The 19,018-nt window shown below is 47.0% G+C and carries 18 protein-coding genes and 1 other RNA gene; all 19 read right to left on the bottom strand.

Annotated features, from left to right (window positions below):
• Window positions 1-91: 91 nt before the first annotated feature.
• An RNA gene (rnpB, locus tag ACTHPG_RS16285) (RNase P RNA component class A) lies at window positions 92-501 on the bottom strand.
• An 82-nt stretch (window positions 502-583) separates the two neighbouring features.
• The gene (locus tag ACTHPG_RS16280; protein ID WP_440390604.1) at window positions 584-1,699 is read right to left on the bottom strand and encodes a Nif3-like dinuclear metal center hexameric protein; all 1,116 of its coding nucleotides are present in this window, start codon (window positions 1,697-1,699) and stop codon (window positions 584-586) included.
• Window positions 1,675-2,433, bottom strand: a complete 759-nt coding sequence (locus ACTHPG_RS16275; RefSeq protein WP_440390603.1) for a tRNA (adenine(22)-N(1))-methyltransferase — start codon at window positions 2,431-2,433, stop codon at window positions 1,675-1,677. Before ACTHPG_RS16275 ends, ACTHPG_RS16280 begins: the two co-directional genes overlap by 25 nt.
• 184 nt (window positions 2,434-2,617) lie before the next feature.
• Complete coding sequence (gene rpoD / locus ACTHPG_RS16270) at window positions 2,618-3,757, bottom strand: RNA polymerase sigma factor RpoD (protein WP_062835490.1); 1,140 nt, start codon at window positions 3,755-3,757, stop codon at window positions 2,618-2,620.
• A gap of 43 nt (window positions 3,758-3,800) precedes the next feature.
• Window positions 3,801-5,621: a DNA primase gene (gene dnaG, locus ACTHPG_RS16265; RefSeq protein ID WP_421885703.1), complete on the bottom strand. Its 1,821-nt coding sequence runs from the start codon at window positions 5,619-5,621 to the stop codon at window positions 3,801-3,803.
• A gap of 47 nt (window positions 5,622-5,668) precedes the next feature.
• Window positions 5,669-6,157 carry a YaiI/YqxD family protein gene (locus tag ACTHPG_RS16260; protein ID WP_339306713.1) on the bottom strand — a complete coding sequence of 163 codons (489 nt, stop codon included), beginning with the start codon at window positions 6,155-6,157 and terminating at the stop codon, window positions 5,669-5,671.
• Window positions 6,158-6,365: 208 nt separating this feature from the next.
• The gene (gene glyS, locus ACTHPG_RS16255) at window positions 6,366-8,441 is read right to left on the bottom strand and encodes a glycine--tRNA ligase subunit beta (protein WP_440390602.1); all 2,076 of its coding nucleotides are present in this window, start codon (window positions 8,439-8,441) and stop codon (window positions 6,366-6,368) included.
• Entirely contained in the window at window positions 8,434-9,321 is an 888-nt protein-coding gene (glyQ, locus tag ACTHPG_RS16250) for a glycine--tRNA ligase subunit alpha (RefSeq protein WP_017687252.1), read from the bottom strand. The genes glyS and glyQ overlap by 8 nt, the downstream gene beginning before the upstream one ends.
• A 407-nt stretch (window positions 9,322-9,728) precedes the next feature.
• Window positions 9,729-10,481, bottom strand: coding sequence for a DNA repair protein RecO (gene recO, locus ACTHPG_RS16245; protein WP_440390601.1), 753 nt, complete (start codon window positions 10,479-10,481; stop codon window positions 9,729-9,731).
• A 33-nt stretch (window positions 10,482-10,514) separates the two neighbouring features.
• The gene (locus tag ACTHPG_RS16240) at window positions 10,515-10,655 is read right to left on the bottom strand and encodes a YqzL family protein (RefSeq protein WP_091013993.1); all 141 of its coding nucleotides are present in this window, start codon (window positions 10,653-10,655) and stop codon (window positions 10,515-10,517) included.
• A 105-nt stretch (window positions 10,656-10,760) separates the two neighbouring features.
• Window positions 10,761-11,660, bottom strand: coding sequence for a GTPase Era (gene era / locus ACTHPG_RS16235; protein WP_145151051.1), 900 nt, complete (start codon window positions 11,658-11,660; stop codon window positions 10,761-10,763).
• 37 nt (window positions 11,661-11,697) lie between these two features.
• Window positions 11,698-12,111: a cytidine deaminase gene (locus ACTHPG_RS16230; protein ID WP_076211616.1), complete on the bottom strand. Its 414-nt coding sequence runs from the start codon at window positions 12,109-12,111 to the stop codon at window positions 11,698-11,700.
• A gap of 297 nt (window positions 12,112-12,408) precedes the next feature.
• Window positions 12,409-12,780 (bottom strand): diacylglycerol kinase family protein, encoded by a 372-nt coding sequence (locus ACTHPG_RS16225; protein WP_440390600.1) that lies wholly within the window; start codon window positions 12,778-12,780, stop codon window positions 12,409-12,411.
• On the bottom strand, window positions 12,780-13,277 hold the full coding sequence (gene ybeY / locus ACTHPG_RS16220; RefSeq protein ID WP_036674804.1) for an rRNA maturation RNase YbeY: 498 nt from the start codon (window positions 13,275-13,277) through the stop codon (window positions 12,780-12,782). The genes ACTHPG_RS16225 and ybeY overlap by 1 nt, the downstream gene beginning before the upstream one ends.
• A gap of 217 nt (window positions 13,278-13,494) precedes the next feature.
• The gene (locus ACTHPG_RS16215) at window positions 13,495-15,744 is read right to left on the bottom strand and encodes an HD family phosphohydrolase (RefSeq protein WP_440390599.1); all 2,250 of its coding nucleotides are present in this window, start codon (window positions 15,742-15,744) and stop codon (window positions 13,495-13,497) included.
• Between the two features lie 16 nt (window positions 15,745-15,760).
• A complete protein-coding gene (locus tag ACTHPG_RS16210; RefSeq protein WP_440390598.1) occupies window positions 15,761-16,732 on the bottom strand; it encodes a PhoH family protein in 972 nt (323 codons plus the stop codon).
• A gap of 6 nt (window positions 16,733-16,738) precedes the next feature.
• On the bottom strand, window positions 16,739-17,932 hold the full coding sequence (gene yqfD, locus ACTHPG_RS16205; RefSeq protein WP_440390597.1) for a sporulation protein YqfD: 1,194 nt from the start codon (window positions 17,930-17,932) through the stop codon (window positions 16,739-16,741).
• Window positions 17,929-18,222 carry a sporulation protein YqfC gene (gene yqfC, locus ACTHPG_RS16200; protein WP_017687241.1) on the bottom strand — a complete coding sequence of 98 codons (294 nt, stop codon included), beginning with the start codon at window positions 18,220-18,222 and terminating at the stop codon, window positions 17,929-17,931. Before yqfC ends, yqfD begins: the two co-directional genes overlap by 4 nt.
• A 180-nt stretch (window positions 18,223-18,402) precedes the next feature.
• Window positions 18,403-19,005, bottom strand: a complete 603-nt coding sequence (locus tag ACTHPG_RS16195) for a hypothetical protein (RefSeq protein ID WP_440390596.1) — start codon at window positions 19,003-19,005, stop codon at window positions 18,403-18,405.
• Between the last annotated feature and the right edge of the window lie 13 nt (window positions 19,006-19,018).

The raw sequence follows: 19,018 nt of genomic DNA, 5'->3' as shown, positions 1-19,018 counted from the left end.
ATGGGTCCTTCTGATCAGTCAGGCCATCGGTGAATGACACGGATTGTCCTCGACTGATAGGTGGACTACACTGTAATACTGTTGTTGCAGTTAGGAAAGCTTACCGTAAGCCGGGTTCTGTGCTCTTCGTGGTTCATACGGGAACTACCCTCCCACCAGAAGCGACAATCATCTATCTAGGCCATACATTGCTGTACAGCTCAAGCGACCAACCTAGACACACCTCGGGCTAAGGCTGCCTCCTCCGAAGAGGCGACTGTGTCCCATTAGGTCTTGCTCCAGATGGGGTTTACCAGGAACGAAGTCACCAGCGTTCCTCGGGGTCTCTTACACCTCGGTTCCATCCTTGCCTGTGCCGGAAAATCCGGCCATCGGCGGTCCATTTCTGTGGCACTATCCTTCAACTCGCGCTGACTGGACGTTATCCAGCATCCTGCCCTGTGGAGCCCGGACTTTCCTCTCGTGGCAACAAAGGCCACCAGCGATTGTCTGTCAAGCTTTCCGAACAACATTACATAGTATACAGGCATTTGAGTTCCCAGACAAGCTTAATATTACTGGGAATCACCCATCCACTGTCTTTTTAGATAAACTGGAATACCTCTGTATTGACCTCCGAAGCTGTAACTTGCGTATCATATCGTTTCTCTTCCAGACGGGATCGAAGCCAATCGGCCGTTTTCGGTTTCATAATCTTCTCGGAATTATGTCCCGGATCAATAATACACATTCCTGCCATTAACGCATCATGAGCCGTGTGATAATCAATATCTCCGGTCACAATAACATCCGCACCTTTGAAACGGGCAGTGAGCGCGTAACGGCTGCCAGAGCCGCCAAGCACCGCTGCTTTTTTGATCTGCTTGTTCAGATCCCCGACAACACGCACATGAGACACCTTGAATTGGGTCTTCACGACCTCCACCAGTTCGCCTAATGTCTTAGGCTCCCTAAGAGGTCCCAGGCGTCCCAGACCGAGCGTACGGCCCTTTAGATCCATTGCATAGAGATCATAAGCCACTTCCTCATACGGATGAGCCTTAAGCATCGCCTGAACGACCTTACTTCTGAGACTCTGGGGTACGATGGTCTCAATCCGCATTTCTTCCACACGTTCCATCTGCCCTTGGGTACCGATGTACGGCTCAGTCCCTTCACCAGGTACAAACGTTCCTGTACCTTCCGTGTTGAAGCTGCACTTGTTGTACTGACCGATACTCCCGGCTCCGGCTTCCAGTATGGCCTGAAGGACCTGTTCATGATGGGTACGAGGCACAAATACAGCCAGCTTGTACAGATGATCTGTGTGTACATCTTCCAGCGATTCTTTGCTCTCGATACCGAGTGCCTCAGCCATCCAGTCATTCATACCACCCTCGGCCACGTCCAAGTTTGTATGACTGATATAGACGGCAATATCATGCTTAATCAGCTTTTCATACAATTTACCCATAGGGGTATCTGTATTCAGTGACTTAACCGGGCGGAAAATGATGGCGTGATGAGCAATAATCAGGTTGGCCCCGATGCGAATCGCTTCGTCCACCACTTCGTCCGTCACATCCAATGCAACTAACACGTGACTGATTTCTTTTTGCAAACTTCCGAGCTGTAGACCAATTCGGTCATCCGGTACAGCCAAATGTTTCGGAGCAAGCTGCTCCATCAGTTGAATTACAGTTTGACCTTTGGCAAACATGCCAAAACCTCCTTCAAGTTTGCGATAAGACGCTCTACCTCAACCGCCTTGTCCCGGGAAGAATCCTGATCGGATTTGGAGATGGAGTTTACAACCCCTTGCAGTTTAATGATCTCGCTTTCCCATTTTGCAAAAAACACATCTGTTGGACGATCTACCAAATAAGGTCCCATGCGCAGTAACAAATCCTCCGTCAATTCAGCTCCGCCTTGAAGCGGACGTGCACGATACACCTCAACATTTGCAATCGGGCTTATGGATTGTGGCATCGCCGTGATAATCTCATAGATCTTGCCATCTTCTTCGAGCAACTGTTCTGCTACAACCACCCAGTGATGCTCCAGCAACCAGCGTCTGAGGATATCCTCTCCCACATTCGGTTGCAAAATAAGCAACTGGACGCCTTCCAGTTTGGATATGCCTCGATCCAAAATAGAAGCAATCAGAGCACCACCCATACCTGCAATGGTAATGACATCCACTTCTCCCGCAGAGATCACATCCAATCCGTCTCCACGGCGTACCGTTATTTTTTCTTTCAGGCCAGCATCACTGACTTGTTTGCATGCAGCATCATAAGGCCCAGGATTAACTTCCCCGGCTATTGCTTTCGCGGCTTTCCCACTGCGGATTGCGGCTACGGGCAGCAGCGCGTGGTCTGAACCGATATCAGCCATGCGGCTGCCATCGGGAATTTGATCATGTATTCGCTGTAATCGATTCGAAAGTTTCATGAAGCACCTACACCATTCATTTAATTTATTGATTTGCATTGAACAAGGAAAAGCGATAAAATAAAATCCAATCAAACATTTCAAGGATGAATTTCCAAAACCAAGAAATCAAGACGTTCAAATTAAAAATAAAGGAGACCCCGCCGCCGCTAAAGCGTCTTGCGGAAAGTCTCCCATAGTTCAACTATTCGAGGAAATCTTTGAGTCGTTTACTACGACTCGGGTGGCGCAATTTACGAAGAGCTTTCGCTTCAATCTGACGAATACGCTCACGCGTAACACCAAATACCTTGCCCACTTCCTCCAGCGTTCTCGTCCGTCCATCGTCCAGACCAAAACGCAGACGAAGAACATTCTCTTCACGCTCAGTCAGTGTATCCAGTACATCTTCGAGTTGTTCTTTCAACAACTCATACGCAGCAGCATCTGCCGGAGCAAGTGCTTCCTGATCCTCAATGAAGTCACCCAGATGGGAATCATCTTCCTCACCGATTGGTGTTTCCAGAGAAACTGGTTCCTGTGCAATCTTCGTAATTTCACGAACTTTTTCCACACTCAGATCCATCTCAGCAGCAATTTCTTCTGGTGTTGGTTCACGTCCAAGTTCCTGCAACAGCTGACGGGATACCCGGATCAGCTTATTAATCGTCTCTACCATGTGTACAGGAATACGAATGGTACGCGCCTGGTCAGCAATAGCACGAGTGATCGCCTGGCGAATCCACCATGTAGCATACGTACTGAACTTGTATCCTTTTTTGTGGTCAAACTTCTCAACCGCTTTGATCAGACCCATATTACCTTCCTGAATCAAATCAAGGAACAACATGCCACGTCCAACGTAACGCTTGGCGATACTGACTACGAGACGTAGGTTCGCTTCAGCCAGACGACGCTTGGCTTCTTCATCCCCGTTCTCAATCCGTTTGGCCAGTTGTACTTCATCATCTGCCGACAACAAGGGCACACGACCAATTTCCTTGAGATACATACGGACAGGGTCATTGATTTTGATACCTGGCGGTAAGCTCAGATCATCATCAAAGTGGAATTCGTCCTCTCCCTCTCTCGTGTTGTTCTCGGAATCTTCACTAGGACGCAGTGTAACCTCTTCATCATTCTCATTCACTACATCGATACCCAGATCACTCAGTTGCTCATAGAACTCATCCATTTGCTCTGCATCCTGCTCAAAAGGAGAGAGTTTCTCTATGATTTCCTTGTAATTTAACGAAGCTCTTTTCTTACCTGATTCAATCAATTGATCTTTAACCTGATCCAGTGTCAATTCTGTTTCTAGTTCAGTATGCTGATCATTCGCCATAACTCGACTCCCTCCTCCCTAGAAACATCTAATAATCAGACGTTCACTGTCTCTCTAGGGCAATCATTTCAATTGCAATCTGTGCCGCGCGTACAGAATCGCCTGCCCGCTCTGCAGCAATCATTTCTTCTTTTTTCAAATCGTACTCTTTCTTGCGTGGATACTTCAGCACTTCCCTGATGCAATCATCGAGCATTTGAATACTCCATTCACCTGGACCATCCATCATCGAGATTGAACTGACCGTTTTTTCCAAGCGATCGTCATGCAGTGAAGACATAAAGCGACTTGTATCCGACGGTTTGCCTTGCGCATAGTAGGCATATAGATAAGCAGCAATAGCTGCATGATCATCCAAGTTAAAAGCTTCACCAAGATGCTCGTTCACGTACTGGGCAGCCTCATCATCCTGCAACATCCAGGCAATCAGTTTGCGTTCAGCAGCGTGGTAAGCTGGCAACAGATTCGGTGTAGGCACCTGCCTATTTTGTTGCCTACCATTATTCCACCTTTTCGGGTTATTATCCCCAAACTGGAGGTTATTTTTCATCGCCTCCCGTTCTTCATTACACTCCTGCTTCAATGTTTCGAACGATACGTCCACTTCTGCAGCCAGCTCACGAAGATACACTTCCCTTTCTGTTGGAGAAGGTAAAGGGGCAATCAGTTTTACTGCTTCTTTCGAATAGGCGATTTGTCCGCCACCCTCTAGCAGTATATGGCTTTTTTTTAAGTTTATAAGTTTAAATTTTGTAGTTGTCACGGCACCGTCCACAATCTGGTTTCGGAACCGTTCACCACCGTGCTTCCGGATAAAATCATCCGGGTCAAGTCCCTCGGGAATGAGAGCCACTTTGACCTGCAATCCGGCTTCCTCAAGAATGGGGAAGTTTTTGAGTGCAGCAGCCTGTCCTGCTTTGTCTCCGTCATAACATATGATGACTTCGTCACACATCCCTTTGAGCATCAGTGCCTGATTCTCGGTTAGCGCAGTACCCATTGCCGCTACACCATTCTGGATGTCCTGATCCCATGCGGAGATGACATCACCATATCCCTCGAACAAAATGGCTTGTCTTTGTTTGCGAATTGCATTTTTGGCCTGATGCAGATTATAGAGAACACGGCTTTTGTTAAATAACCGGGTTTCCGGTGAATTTAGATACTTCGGTTGCCCATCTCCCAATATGCGACCTGCAAATGCAATTGGTTTACCGCTCCTGCCATTAATCGGGAACATAATCCGGTCTCGGAATCGGTCCACATATCCCTGACCTTCATTTCGCGGTGACAGAAGTCCACCCTTTTCCATCTCTTCGAGCGGATAGTTACGTTTTTCAAGAAATTGTACCAGTGTATCCCAACGATTTGGAGCGAACCCAATCTGGAACTGGTCGATCAACTTGTCGCCAAAACCTCTGGAGCGTAAATACTCCATGGCTGACTTGCCGTGCTCTGTATTTTTCAACAAAAAATGATACAGCTTAGCGGTAAGCTCATAAGCCTCCAACAGACGTTCGGTCTCCGGATTCACATGAGCAGATTCACGCCCTTGCCAGTCCCCCATAGAGATGTGACTTTCTTCCGCCATCGTTTTGACAGCCTCGGGAAAGGATAACCCTTCGATTTCCATCCTGAATTTGATGGCATTTCCGCCCGTGCCGCAACCGTAGCAGTAGAAAATTTGTTTCTCAGGTGTAACGGTGAACGAAGGCGTCTTCTCGGAATGAAAAGGACAGAGGCCTTTCATATACTTCCCCTGCTTGGTCAGATGCACAAATCGGCTCACCGTATCGACAATATCATTCTGCTGTAACACCGATTCAATAATACTTTCGGGTATACCGCCTTGTCCGGTACTCATCTCTGGCCACCTTCATCTCTTCAACACGTAAATATAATTCGATAAACTTACACATTCTCCTGCAAATCTTTTAAAAGTTTTGTCAGTTTATGTTGAAAAATTTCTCGATCCTGCTCTGTGAAAGGCTTTGGACCCTTCCCGTAGTGGCCTCTTTTTCGTGCTTTGGCCGCAGTATGACGAGAATCCAACATGAAATCAATGTCACGGTCGTTAAACTCACGACCACGAAAGGATAAAACATAACAACGTTTGCCGAGCGCAAGTGCCGCAAGTCCATAGTCCTGAGTGATAACCACATCATATGGCTTAATATGATTAGCAATATAGAGATCTGCACTCTGATCACTGCGATCCACTTGCACGGTACGCACCCCTTCTCCACCTTGAAGCAAATGATCAAATGAAGAGACTAACAGTACAGGGATGTTGAAAAGGCGAGCGGTTTGCGCGATCTCGGTTTTCACCGGGCAAGCATCACCATCCACAACAATATGACGTACATTCAATTCACTCAAACCCAGACCACCCGGTTTCATAAAATAGCTGCATATTGTAATATACGACCCCGGCCAGGCAAAATCCTTCTGCCACAACAAGGGAAATCAAAGGCTAAAATACGGAGCGGTTGTCAAAAATACATCTCACAACCCGTTCCGTATATTTATACCCTCATATATCCTTCTTTAATACTGAATTTTAGCTTTGCTCCAAGTCTGTGGAAAAGGACTCATGAAATATGCCCAATTACCAAACCAACTTGGAAAAATCAGCAAATCCTTTCAAGTCACGATCAATAGCCGCAAGCAAGGCAAGTCGATTGGCACGGACAGCCTCATCTTCAGCCATAACCATGACCGAATCGAAGAATGAGGTAATTCCATCTTTCCAAGCAGATGCAATAGCCAGCGCTTCAGCAGCATCGTGCTGAGTCAACGCCTGACGGTACTCTGCATTTGTTCTGCTCCATGCCTCGTGTAGCTGACGCTCTCCATCTTCTGTGAACAGTTCTGGATGTACAGAAGCATTGGATGCTTTGGCAGCCAAATTTCCTACACGGTTGAATGATTCAACCGTTGTTTTGAATTCGTCTCCTGTCAGAACAGCCGCCATCAGCGCTTCACCTTTTGGAACCACAGCGCTGATATCATCGAATCCGGAAGAAATGACCGCATCCACTACATCGTAGCGAACTGTTTCGGACAACAATTTTTTCACTCGAAGACCAAAGAAGTCTTGCAGATCTTTACGAACCTCTTCGTCTGCACGTTTCAACAGGTTCATCTGGGCATGCACTTGAAGTGCTACTCCGAACACGTCTGACAATGTCAGCGGAAGCTTGTGATCCAGCAAAATCTGTACAATACCTGCAGCCTGACGACGCAGCGCGTACGGATCCTGAGAACCTGTTGGAATGATGTTAATTGAGAAACAACCCACGATTGTATCCATTTTGTCCGCAGCACTCACAATGGCACCAACAAGAGAGGCAGGGGATTGATCTCCAGCGAAACGTGGCTGATAGTGTTCAAATACCGCTTTGGCCACCTCTTCTTTTTCACCGGATTTACGAGCGTAATCCTCACCCATCACACCTTGCAGTTCCGGGAATTCACCAACCATCAGTGTCACCAGATCGAATTTGCAGATATCTGCTGAACGGCTAACGGATTCGGCAACATCACCGGATACTTGCAGTTTGGCAGCAATTCCATCGGCAATCTTGCGAATACGGCGCACTTTATCGCCAACCGTTCCCAGCTCTTCCTGGAAGACGATACTTTCCAGCTTCGACAATGCATCCTTAATCTGAAGCTTCTGGTCTTCCTCATAGAAGAACTTGGCATCAGACAGACGTGCACGCAATACTTTTTCATTACCTTTTGCAATCACATCCAGTGAGTCACTTCCACCGTTGCGTACCGTCACGAAGAATGGCAACAATTGTCCTTCGTTGTCCAGTACAGGGAAATAACGCTGATGCTCACGCATGGAAGTAATCAGTACTTCTTGTGGAATATTCAAGAATGAAGAGTCGAATGTCCCGAACAAAACAGTAGGTGTTTCCACCAGGAACAGGACTTCCTCCAGCAAGTCTTCCTTAATCGCAATATCCCACTTTTTCTCAGCAGCCAGTGCCTCAATCTGGGATACAATCATCTGTTCACGTTCCTGGATATCTGCAATGACATGTTCTGAACGCAGCACTTCCACATATGAAGACGGAGTGGAAATCACAGCTTCCTTACCGAGGAAACGATGTCCACGAGTTACATTACCCGCCTTGACACCTGTCACTTCCAGATCAATGACATCACTGCCGAGCATAGCCACAATCCAGCGAATTGGACGAACAAATTTGAAATCATAGGAAGCCCAACGCATGAATTTCGGGAACGTCATGGCATGTAATACAGAAAGCAATCCTTCGCCAATCACAGAAGCCGTTTCCACACCTTTGCTGGACTTCATTGCATAGACATATTCGACACCGTTCAGTTCCTTGAACGTGAACTGGTCCGGCTCAACACCTTGACTGCGGGCGAATCCGAGTGCAGCTTTGCTCCAATTTCCACTCTCGTCCAAGGCAATTTTGCGTGAAGGACCTTTCACTTCTTCCTCTATATCTTCCTGCTTTTCAGCCACGTTCTGGATCAAAACAGCCAGTCGGCGCGGTGTGGCGTACGCATTAACTTCACCATAGGCAATGCGGGATGCGTCAAGCCATTTCACGACACGCTCTTGCAGCTGTGCGATCGCTGCGCGCATGAAACGTGCAGGGACTTCTTCCAGTCCGATTTCAAACAACAGATCCTTAGACATGCTCGGCTCCCCCTTTCTTGATCAGCGGGAAGCCCAGCTTCTCGCGCTCTTCCATATATGTTGCAGCGACTTGGCGAGCCAGATTACGGACACGTGTGATGTAACCCGTACGTTCCGTTACACTGATGGCTCCACGTGCATCCAACAGGTTGAATGTGTGGGAACATTTCAGCACATAGTCATATGCCGGGAATACCAGATGCTGCGCCATGGCCTTGTTTGCTTCTTCTTCATGCATGTTGAAAAGTGTAAATAGCATTTTGACATCAGATACTTCAAACGTATATTTAGAGTGTTCGAATTCTGGCTGACGGAATACATCACCATAAGTGATACCTTCCACCCACTCCAAATCAAACACATTTTCTTTATCCTGAATGTAAGAAGCCAAACGCTCCATACCATACGTGATTTCAACAGCTACCGGATTCGTCTCGATTCCACCAACCTGTTGGAAATACGTGAATTGCGTAATTTCCATTCCGTCCAACCATACTTCCCAACCGAGACCTGCACAACCTAGGGAAGGATTCTCCCAGTTATCTTCAACAAACCGAATATCATGTTTGAGCGGATCAATGCCCAGACGCTTCAGACTTTCCAGGTAAATTTCCTGAATATTGTCCGGTGAAGGCTTGATGATTACCTGGAACTGATGATGCTGGTAAAGCCGGTTAGGGTTCTCACCATAACGTCCGTCCGAAGGACGACGGGAAGGCTCCACATAGGCCACTTTCCAAGGTTCGGGTCCAAGCGAACGCAAAAAGGTCATCGGGTTCATCGTACCTGCCCCTTTTTCCGTATCATATGGCTGGACAATAATACAGTTATGCTCGGCCCAGAATTGTTGCAGCGTTAGAATCATCTGCTGAAAATTCATAATCATGCTCCTTTTCGATGGTTTGATAGCAAGCTTAGAACGGTGCAGACAACAATAAATAGCCCCCGTCCTACGCCTGTTGTACAGACGTAGGGACGAGAGCTATTCCCGCGGTTCCACCCTACTTGGCTTGGATCAACAGAATGATCCTGTCGTTCCAGCCCACTTTTCCGTGTCCATTCATGCTCCCGAGTGCCGTTTCAAAGACCGATTCAACCAGGCTTCCACCATCCCCGGCTCGCTCATTCATGATTCACAAGTTGTTATACAACACTTGTCTCACCAATGCAATAAATCCAGTCTTTTACTTTCTCGTTCAATGCATGTCTCATAAAGAGAAATTATATTTCATAATATATAAAATCTAGTATGAAGTCAAGATATAGTTTCACATTTACGTAAACGCCTCAAATCCCGTACTTCTCCATCTGATCGAGGAAAGAACGGGATTTAAGATTCAGACCAAGTTGATGATCCATAAAAGCACGCATCAGCTTTTTGATCTCATCACGGGTAGACTCACTCACTGATATATTTCCCAAGCGTTGCAGATCCAACTGCGCGAACACACGCAACAATTTCAGAGCCTTTGGACTTACGGACATCGCTGGAGGATCGAAATGTTTGCATGCACGACACAAAACGCCGCCAAGTCGGGGACTTACAAACAACTGCTCATCTGGCCGCTCCTGATTGCAGGAGATGCACTCGTCCAACTGTGGACCATATCCGGCTGCCTGTAATATTTTCATTTCGTACAGACTTGTAATAACAACCGGGTCTTTCTCTTCCTTCAACGCCTGCAAACACGCCTTTAATTGCTTGAACCAAAATGTACCTGTCTCTTCATCCTGAAGCACGCGATCCAATAGTTCACACGCATAAGAGGCATAAGATGCCTTAATCAGGTCTTCACGCAGCTCATGATAGGATTCAACAATTTCTCCAGCGTTCAGTGTGCCTAGACCTGTATTGCGAAAATATACATATTGACCATACGTAAACGGCTGCACCAGTGCAGCATGTCGGCTCTTGGGCTTTTTGGCACCGCGGACGAGTACCCCTACTTTCCCGCCGCTTTCGGTGCAAAGCGTAATAATTTTGTTCCCTTCGCCGTAGTCCATGCTGCGGATGACAATCCCTTCCACCCTATATAGCATGCCTCGTCACCTAACCATTCCCGAATCAGCCAATTATCCTTCGGCTTCTTCATCTTCAATCACTTCCCTTGCATGATCCGACTCCTGTCCCAACGAGTTACAAGCCTCGGTATATAACAAGTAGGACTCTACATCCCCCGTCATCGCAAAAACCTTCCACGAAAAATCTCGCATCGGAATTTCATCCTCTCTTCGGAAATGACGTCTGCATCTACCTGATAGGATGGAGTCTTGCAAGGTAAACTATGTGTTGCAATTACTGGATACACATTCGGGCGATTATTCGCGGCCAAAGCCAAGGTCACGCAGAACTCGATCCTGATTTCTCCAGTCTTTCTTCACTTTAACCCACAAATCCATGAAAATTTTGGAACCCAGCAGATTTTGAATGTCATGTCTGGCTCGTTTACCCACTTCTTTCAAGAGGGCACCCTGCTTCCCAATGATGATCCCTTTTTGCGAATCCCGTTCCACAAAAATGACGGCTGAAATATATACGACACCGTTATCTTGTACTTTCATATCCTCAATCGTTACAGCAATGGAGTGTGGCACTTCTTCACGAGTCATTTGCAAAATTTTCTCACGGATCAACTCTGCACATACAAACTGTTCCGGATGGTCTGTAACCTGGTCATCGGGATAGTACTGTGGACCTTCCGGCAAATACTTGCCGAGCTGTTCCAATAAGGTGCTTACATTACTTCCGAGCATGGCAGAAACAGGCACGATTTCAGCGAAATCATGTAACTTGCGGTACTCCTCAATAAGAGGCAGCAACGCTTCAGGCTCAATTTTGTCAATTTTATTCATGACAAGAATGACAGGTGTACGGATATTTTTCAACTGTTCCGCAATATAACGGTCACCGCCACCCATACCTTCCGAAGCGTCAATCAGGAATAGTGCTGCTTCCACTTCTCCGAGCGTGTTCAGAGCAGTCTGGTTCATGTAATCGCCCAGTTTGGATTGACGTTTGTGAATCCCCGGTGTGTCCAGAAAAACGATCTGCTGATGTTCGGATGTATACACACCATGAATTTTATTACGAGTCGTTTGCGGCTTGTCCGACATGATTGCAATTTTCTGTCCGATCACCTGATTCATCAGTGTGGATTTACCTACGTTCGGACGTCCAATAATAGCTACAAAACCGGATTTAAATGCTTGTTTTTTCATATGTTCCTCCTCAGGCGCCTAGGCCTGGAATATTGGTTTATTTTTTGGCAGAATTCAGATCAGAAGGCCCAAAAGCCCAAGGTAACAGTTCGGCAACGGTGGTCTCTTGCAGATCACCCTTCATGTTCCCCAAGATGACTTTCATATCGGGTTCACACAGCTCGTACATGACCTGGCGACATACACCACATGGGGCAATCGGACCATCGGTGTCTCCCACAATGGCAATCGCTTTGAAGCTGCGAGGCTTCTGCCCACCTGCAATGGCACTGAACATCGCTGTACGCTCAGCACAGTTACCTGGGGTATACGCAGCATTCTCAATATTACAACCATGATGCACATGCCCTTCGCTGTCAAGCAAAGCTGCACCCACACCAAAATGGGAGTAAGGCGTATATGCCTTCGTACGTGCCTTAATTGCCTCCTGCATTAGCAAACCATTATCCATTATTATTCTCTCCCTTAGGGTGGATATAAAGCTGCGCTCTATAAGTTAAGTTCAACTAAAGATCATTTACACTGACCACTCCGCGTCCAGAATAACTTTCGATCGCTGTTATCCCCAGATTTTTTTGATTTACTTTTACAAAGTTAAAATCCGGGGATAAAGGCGAACGCTGTGCTTCTACAAGTTATTTCTGGCCTGTACGTTATCGTGTAAATCAAAAGTTCAACTTAAAAAAGATCCAACTTTATATTAGTGTGTAGTATTAAAATCAAAAATTGAAACAAAGTTAAAACAACATCAGTACAAACCCAGCCAGCTCATCACCGGCTTAATGAACACGATACAACCGATGATGACGGCGAATACCGCAGCCAGCAAAACTGCCCCGGCCGCGGTATCCTTCGCCGCTTTTGCCAGCGGATGGATATGAGGATGTGCCAAATCAACTGCTGCCTCTACAGCCGTATTCATCAATTCAGTCACCAGAACCAAAAAGACAGCAGTCAGCACAAACATCCAATCCGTTCTTGTGATTCTGAAAAAAAAGCCGGCTACACACATCAAGATAGCCACTCCCGTGTGAACTCTCACATTACGCTGAGTCCGCAACCCATATGCGATTCCTTCCGCAGCATTGCGGAATACCAGACCCCAGGAGCGTCTTTTCATTATCGTGTCAACCCGGCCTGGGCCAATACCGCTTCTTGTTTGCCCATCATTTCAGCCTCACTTGCTTCGTCCTGATGGTCGTATCCGAGCAGGTGCAAGAAACCGTGGACAAACAGAAAACCAAGTTCACGTTCAAAGGAGTGTCCATACTCTTCACTTTGCAGAATGGTCCGTGGAACGGAAATGATGATGTCTCCAAGAACATCCGGCATTTCTTCCATTTCTTCATCTTCGTCCAGCTCATAGATAATATCGAGTTCTTCATCCACCGTTTCGTTCATCGCAAAAGACAATACATCTGTGGGACGGTCAATACCGCGATAATCACGGTTCAACTCATGAATCTGCTCATCGTTCACAAAAGTCAGAGCCACCTCCCCGTCTGCAACACCTTCTGCTTCTCCTGCGAGATTCAGCAGCTGTTCCAACATTGCAATCATTGGTTCTGTAATTTCTTTATCCTGTTGTTCATTATTCCATGCCAGATTAAGACTCATTCTTTCATAACTCCTGTCTGCTCATATTAGAGGTTGTTCGAAAGCCCGCTTTTGATTACGAAGGATGCCTAAGGGCATCCTTCGCATCGAATATGGCATTCAGCCGAAATGTCCGTTGCTCACGTATTTTTCCCTACGCTCCGCTACTCCATTTCTAGCTTCATCCCATCTTCTCGGTACTGAAAACCGACCTTTTTGAACACGAACTATTATTGAATTAGCCCGCTTCGGGCGAAGTCGGCTTGGGTTTCTTAATCTCCTCCGGATATTCGATCCTGGAGTGGAAGATACCCATCACCGTTTCCTTCAATGTTCTTGCGACGATATCCAGTTCACGCATCGTAAGGTCACAATCATTGAATTGATGATCGTCCAATCGTCCTTTAATAATCTTCTCAATCATGGACTCCACTTGCTCCACGGTCGGTTTGCGCAAAGATCTCACAGCAGCCTCTACACTATCGGCAATACCAACAATAGCCGATTCCTTGGACTGAGCCTTCGGCCCAGGGTAACGGAAATCCTCTTCCGTGAAATCAGGTTCAACTCCTGCTTCTTCCGCCTGGCGTAAAGCTTTGTGATAGAAAAAGTGGAGAAATGTTGTACCATGATGTTGTTCCGCAATATCCCGAATAGGTCTGGGCAGCTTATAATCCTTCTGCATTTCAACTCCATCACGCGCATGGGCAACGATAATGGATTTGCTCAGTTTCGGATCAATTGAATCATGTGGATTCTCCATATTGTTCTGATTCTCAATAAAATAAATGGGCCGCTTCGTCTTGCCAATATCATGATAATACGAACCCACTCGGCAGAGCAATCCGTTAGCTCCAATGGCTTCTGCTGCAGCTTCGGACAGATTCCCTACCATCACACTGTGATGATAAGTACCCGGTGTCTCCGTAAGCAACTTGCGTAGAAGCGGATGGTTCGGATTAGACAGTTCCACCAGTTTGAGCGCTGACAAAATGCCAAATGAAGTTTCGAAAAATGGCATCAGCCCAATGACCAGTATGGCAGTTAATACGCCACCCGCAAATGCAAACCCAACGCCATACAGTGTCGTGGTTCGGTTCCAATCTCCCGAGTCAATCAAAGCCAGGGTGAAGACGGCTATTGAACCGAACATGCAGACCATAATGGCCCCTTTCAGGATCGTTGATCGCTGGCTAGCCCGGTGAGTTGCAAAGATGGCAACAAACGAAACTACCACACCAAAGAACCCTAGTTCGAAGTCAAAAAGTTGACCCTGATGCGTGTTCAAAATGATACTGGACAATATGCCGATCAATATCGAACATACAAAGGCAAGCGACGTATCCAGCAACAGCGCAATTAACATCGCCCCTACCGCAACAGGTGCAAGGAAGCCTACATACGACCTCTCATTGGTTTGAATAATCGCCGTCACATGCATAACAACAATCGTAATAATAAAAATGAGAACAAGCATCAACAGCTGCGCATTATTATATTTGAAATGCGTTCCGCTGCATTGCTGAATATACATCAGAATTGCTGCTGACAACAGACAGGAAAACATAAGAAGACCAAGCTGTGGCCAGTAGTTCACTTCATTTTTCAGCAAATCATTCTCATCCAGCAAAGTATACATCTCCGGGGTGATCATCTCACCTTTGGCAACTAATGTGTCTCCTTGCTTGATAAAAACGGTTTGCGTGTTCTCACGCGCCTGCACTTTCGCTTCCTTGGTTCCCTCTTCATCGTAGAAGCGGTTAGCGGTCACCACGAGACGAGCAAGCTCTTGCACGACCTCACGTTGCGTACGCTTACTAAGAGAGCTTACACTCACCATCTCGGCTACTTTGGCACGGGCAGTAGTTGCATCACTGATCTGATCTGTCATTAACCGGGCAACAATATCCCTTGCAACTGGTTTCATCTCCTGGATATCATCCGATGTGAGACGTGAAATTTTGATGTAGGTTTCTTCGGGAATACGGTAGCTTTGCTCCTGTACCACGTTTCTGATCTCTTCCAACAGAGTCTCGGAGTATGTACCAGCTTTCCGATTATTATTGATATAGTTGGTCACAAAGTCCTTCTGGCGCTGCGGAATTTCATCCCGATATATATCAATCTTATCCTGACTTGAAATCTGATCATCCTGATTTAATCGATCTACGCGATCAAGCAGGGTCGTCATCAGATTTTCGTTTCGCAACTGGATAATCTGAAATATCGGCTGTACCCGTTCAGCAGCTTCTTCCTGTGCTTTGAGTGTGGCCTTGTTATTCGGAATCTGCATGGGCGCAGCAATGTCCACTTCACTTCGTGTACCTTCCTGAATATCATACCGCTCAGGGAGCAGCTTGGAGGCGAGACTCACGAAGAAAAGAATCACCAGAAACAAAAACAGAAGATAGCGTGCCCACACGCTATACTTCCATCCTGTAGCCTTATTCTGAAAAGATTTGCCTTTTGACGGTTCCTTCGAGGTCACTTTAGACAATCCCTTTCTATGCTTGATTTTCTGCGGCGTGGTTGTAAGCCACGATAATTTTCTGGACGAGGGAATGCCGCACAACATCTTGCTCGGCAAAATGCACAAATCCAATCTCATCAACTTCGTTCAAGATCGTATTCGCTTCCACAAGCCCGGATTTCTTGCCACGCGGTAAATCAATCTGTGTCACGTCTCCGGTGATGACCATTTTGGAGCCAAAACCAAGACGGGTCAGAAACATCTTCATCTGTTCAGGCGTTGTGTTCTGTGCTTCATCAAGAATGATGAACGAGTCATCCAAGGTACGCCCCCGCATGTAAGCGAGTGGTGCAATCTCGATTAACCCACGCTCCAGTGCCTTTGCGGTCTGTTCTTGTCCCATAACGTCATACAGGGCATCGTACAGCGGTCTCAGATACGGGTCTACCTTTTCCTGAAGATCACCTGGCAAAAAGCCAAGACTCTCTCCTGCTTCAACAGCAGGCCTTGTGAGTACAATGCGTTTGACGCTGCCTTCTTTAATTGCGGCAACAGCCAGTACGACAGCAAGGTAGGTTTTACCCGTACCGGCAGGACCAATGCCAAATACAATATCACGTTTTTTAATTGTAGTTACATAGTGCTTCTGTCCAATGGTTTTAACACGGATGGGTTTACCTCGGTATGTCGTCGTAATCTCGCCCTTGAACAGATCCAATAGCTGGTCTGCCCGCATATCCTTGGCAAGTTCAATCGCATACTTTACATCTCTTTCGGTTAACACGTACCCGTTGCGTATCAATTGCAGTAACACATCAAATAGTTGTTCAAGTGATTCCACCTGTTGTACATTGCCGAAAATCACAATCTCCGCTTCACGGGATGCAATCTGGGCGGGAATCTCGGATTCAATCAGTTTAAGAAAAGTATCTTGGGGTCCAAATAGAGACTGACCCTCTCCCGCACTCTGGAGGGAGATTTGTATACTGCGTGTTTGCTCTGACAAATATCCTCATTCTCCTTGACTATGGACTAGCGGAAGTTCCTCCGCAATGCTTTCTTCTACTTCAAATAAGACTTTCATATAAACTTTACCATTCTCTTTCTTCTCATGCAAAATTTTTTCACTTATAATTTTCGTCCCTTTGCCGTTTTTGGCGATAATATCGTTCCTTGCTCCTTCCAATCCTTTCGTTCTGGCCCATTCTATTGTCTGTTGTTCCTCATGTTCTCGGGTCTCCAGGTCTTTCTCTGTCAGCCAACCCATTGGAAGCGTGAAGGATCGCCAAGTCAATGGTCTGTGATTACTCTCCGTATCAAATGAACTGAATGGTGTACTTCCGTACCCCCACAGTTGAATCGCCCATTTCCCCAGTACCATGTAAAAACGTTCTTTGCTCTCACCTGTCATGGTGTTATGTTTTTGCACCAGCGGGACCTCTACCTGATACTCACGCCATACCAGACCACGAACCTCGCCTTTGGCAACGATGGTTTTGGTGTTCTCCTCATCCCCGAGAATCCCCGAGATTAATACTTGGCCTTTTTTGACACGCATGTCCTTCTGAACAACAGGGCGTCCCTGCTCCGCATAGATTTGAGTGACAACAGCATCTGACTTGCTGATCAGATGTCTGGGGTTCAGTAACGGTTCGCGCTTTGGTTGCGCCGATTCGACGACCTGGATGGTAATGGTTGTCCCCTCTTTGCTCACGCCAATCCAGGTTACATCCGGCAGGGCGAGTGCAAGCTGTCTGGAGAGCTTGTCTTGGCTTTGCAAGCGAAACCCCCATTGGAAAGGATATACCCCCTCTTTCTTCGCTGCTGCAAGCACCTCGTCCGTAGGAATAGTGACGTTACCCTTGACCTCTACATCCCATACCATGGAAGACAACACAAACAAAGCTGCCACAAAAAACAGCATCCCCCCAAGAAAGAACTTCCTGCGCAATAGTCTAGCCGCAAAAAAGGGGAACCCGCTGCGATGGGTCACTTTCACTCTGCAGCCTGTCCGTTTCAACACAGGACGCAACTTGAAAAAATGCGGCAGCAGAATGTTCATCTCTGCCACGCGTCCATCGTGAGCACGCAGGTTCCACACCTCCAGTCCCTGCTCTGCAACCGTGTTGATCAATGTTTCAATGTCCCCACCAGTGACCCTGATTCGGACTGCTCCCCGCAGTTTATACAGACTGGGCTGCTTCATCCGTTCCCCTCCACTCCATTCATATGAATATCCAGAATCGTTCCTTCAACTGCTACTTCATCCGGCAAAATGTTACGTATCACCAAGGCAGTTCCTTTGATCTCTAACTGGCCTTGGGAAAGAGCCAGCACGATGCGATCCGGGGTAAAATGGATGACACCGCGGTGATTCTCTATATACAATTGCTTACTGCCGATCAGGGTTAACCGTGGCATATCATAAAGCACATCCTGCGGCAGATCCAACACTTCACTGGTCCATCTGCGCAGCTTGCGGCTGATCCGGGTCATTCGAAGGTCTTCCCCCTTCCTCTACAGTTCAACTTATGCGCAGATTCATGAAATTATGAAAATTCCGGGGCGTGTTAGGGACGAATGTTGAGAAAAAAGGATTGAACACAGAAAAAGCCGTCTCCGGCGGCTTCATGCTCACCAGAGACGGCTCTAATTCCGTCCAACAGCCTAACTTGTTTATAATTTCCCTCTTGTACCAAACGGTTGCTTGGAACGTGGGGAACCCAATACTTCTGCCCATAATACACCTGTGCGAACGTCCGCCGGACGAAGCGGAGATGCTGCTCCCGATTCATCTGTGCCGGAATCATTCCAACCGGAATCAGACACAACTGGCCTATTCGCAGAAGAGATGCGATTCAAGCGTTCTTCAATCAAACGTTGCTGTTCTTCCATGCCCCTCATCTGTTCTTCAAGTGAATTTTCCATGGCACTCATCGTGCCCTCACTTCTGTAGTCATTTGCGGGGCGAGAAGTTGCAGCAGGCTCCGAATATGGTTGATCGTACTGATTCTTATATTGCTCATCATCATACCGATCGTCATACTGTTCATCATAGCGGGGATCTGCAGGTCCGGACGTCTGCTGCGGAGGTAAGTTCCCTCTTGAACGTTCATCCCGGTCTGAATCGCCGTTACCTCCAAATGTAGGCATCCCGTTAGGAGGACGCTTTTTGTTCGGATCAGCCGATTTGGCAGCCTTTCCCAAGAAGGAGAAGAGCGCAAAACCGATGACGGCCACGATGTACAGATTATTAAAAATCCATTCAAATAGGCCCATATGCACTCACCGC

Origin of the sequence: Paenibacillus sp. SAF-068 (genome assembly GCF_051967555.1) — a bacterium.
Lineage (GTDB): Bacteria > Bacillota > Bacilli > Paenibacillales > Paenibacillaceae > Paenibacillus.
This window is presented reverse-complemented; position numbering and strand designations above follow the sequence as displayed.

What these genes read in the sequence shown, in the direction of transcription:
- ACTHPG_RS16280 (WP_440390604.1), bottom strand. Translation starts at nt 1,699, where the DNA reads ATGTTTGCCAAAGGTCAAACTGTAATTCAACTGATGGAGCAGCTTGCT.
- ACTHPG_RS16275 (WP_440390603.1), bottom strand. Translation starts at nt 2,433, where the DNA reads ATGAAACTTTCGAATCGATTACAGCGAATACATGATCAAATTCCCGAT.
- rpoD (WP_062835490.1), bottom strand. Translation starts at nt 3,757, where the DNA reads ATGGCGAATGATCAGCATACTGAACTAGAAACAGAATTGACACTGGAT.
- dnaG (WP_421885703.1), bottom strand. Translation starts at nt 5,621, where the DNA reads ATGAGTACCGGACAAGGCGGTATACCCGAAAGTATTATTGAATCGGTG.
- ACTHPG_RS16260 (WP_339306713.1), bottom strand. Translation starts at nt 6,157, where the DNA reads ATGAAACCGGGTGGTCTGGGTTTGAGTGAATTGAATGTACGTCATATT.
- glyS (WP_440390602.1), bottom strand. Translation starts at nt 8,441, where the DNA reads ATGTCTAAGGATCTGTTGTTTGAAATCGGACTGGAAGAAGTCCCTGCA.
- glyQ (WP_017687252.1), bottom strand. Translation starts at nt 9,321, where the DNA reads ATGAATTTTCAGCAGATGATTCTAACGCTGCAACAATTCTGGGCCGAG.
- recO (WP_440390601.1), bottom strand. Translation starts at nt 10,481, where the DNA reads ATGCTATATAGGGTGGAAGGGATTGTCATCCGCAGCATGGACTACGGC.
- ACTHPG_RS16240 (WP_091013993.1), bottom strand. Translation starts at nt 10,655, where the DNA reads ATGCGAGATTTTTCGTGGAAGGTTTTTGCGATGACGGGGGATGTAGAG.
- era (WP_145151051.1), bottom strand. Translation starts at nt 11,660, where the DNA reads ATGAAAAAACAAGCATTTAAATCCGGTTTTGTAGCTATTATTGGACGT.
- ACTHPG_RS16230 (WP_076211616.1), bottom strand. Translation starts at nt 12,111, where the DNA reads ATGGATAATGGTTTGCTAATGCAGGAGGCAATTAAGGCACGTACGAAG.
- ACTHPG_RS16225 (WP_440390600.1), bottom strand. Translation starts at nt 12,780, where the DNA reads ATGAAAAGACGCTCCTGGGGTCTGGTATTCCGCAATGCTGCGGAAGGA.
- ybeY (WP_036674804.1), bottom strand. Translation starts at nt 13,277, where the DNA reads ATGAGTCTTAATCTGGCATGGAATAATGAACAACAGGATAAAGAAATT.
- yqfD (WP_440390597.1), bottom strand. Translation starts at nt 17,932, where the DNA reads ATGAAGCAGCCCAGTCTGTATAAACTGCGGGGAGCAGTCCGAATCAGG.
- yqfC (WP_017687241.1), bottom strand. Translation starts at nt 18,222, where the DNA reads ATGACCCGGATCAGCCGCAAGCTGCGCAGATGGACCAGTGAAGTGTTG.
- ACTHPG_RS16195 (WP_440390596.1), bottom strand. Translation starts at nt 19,005, where the DNA reads ATGGGCCTATTTGAATGGATTTTTAATAATCTGTACATCGTGGCCGTC.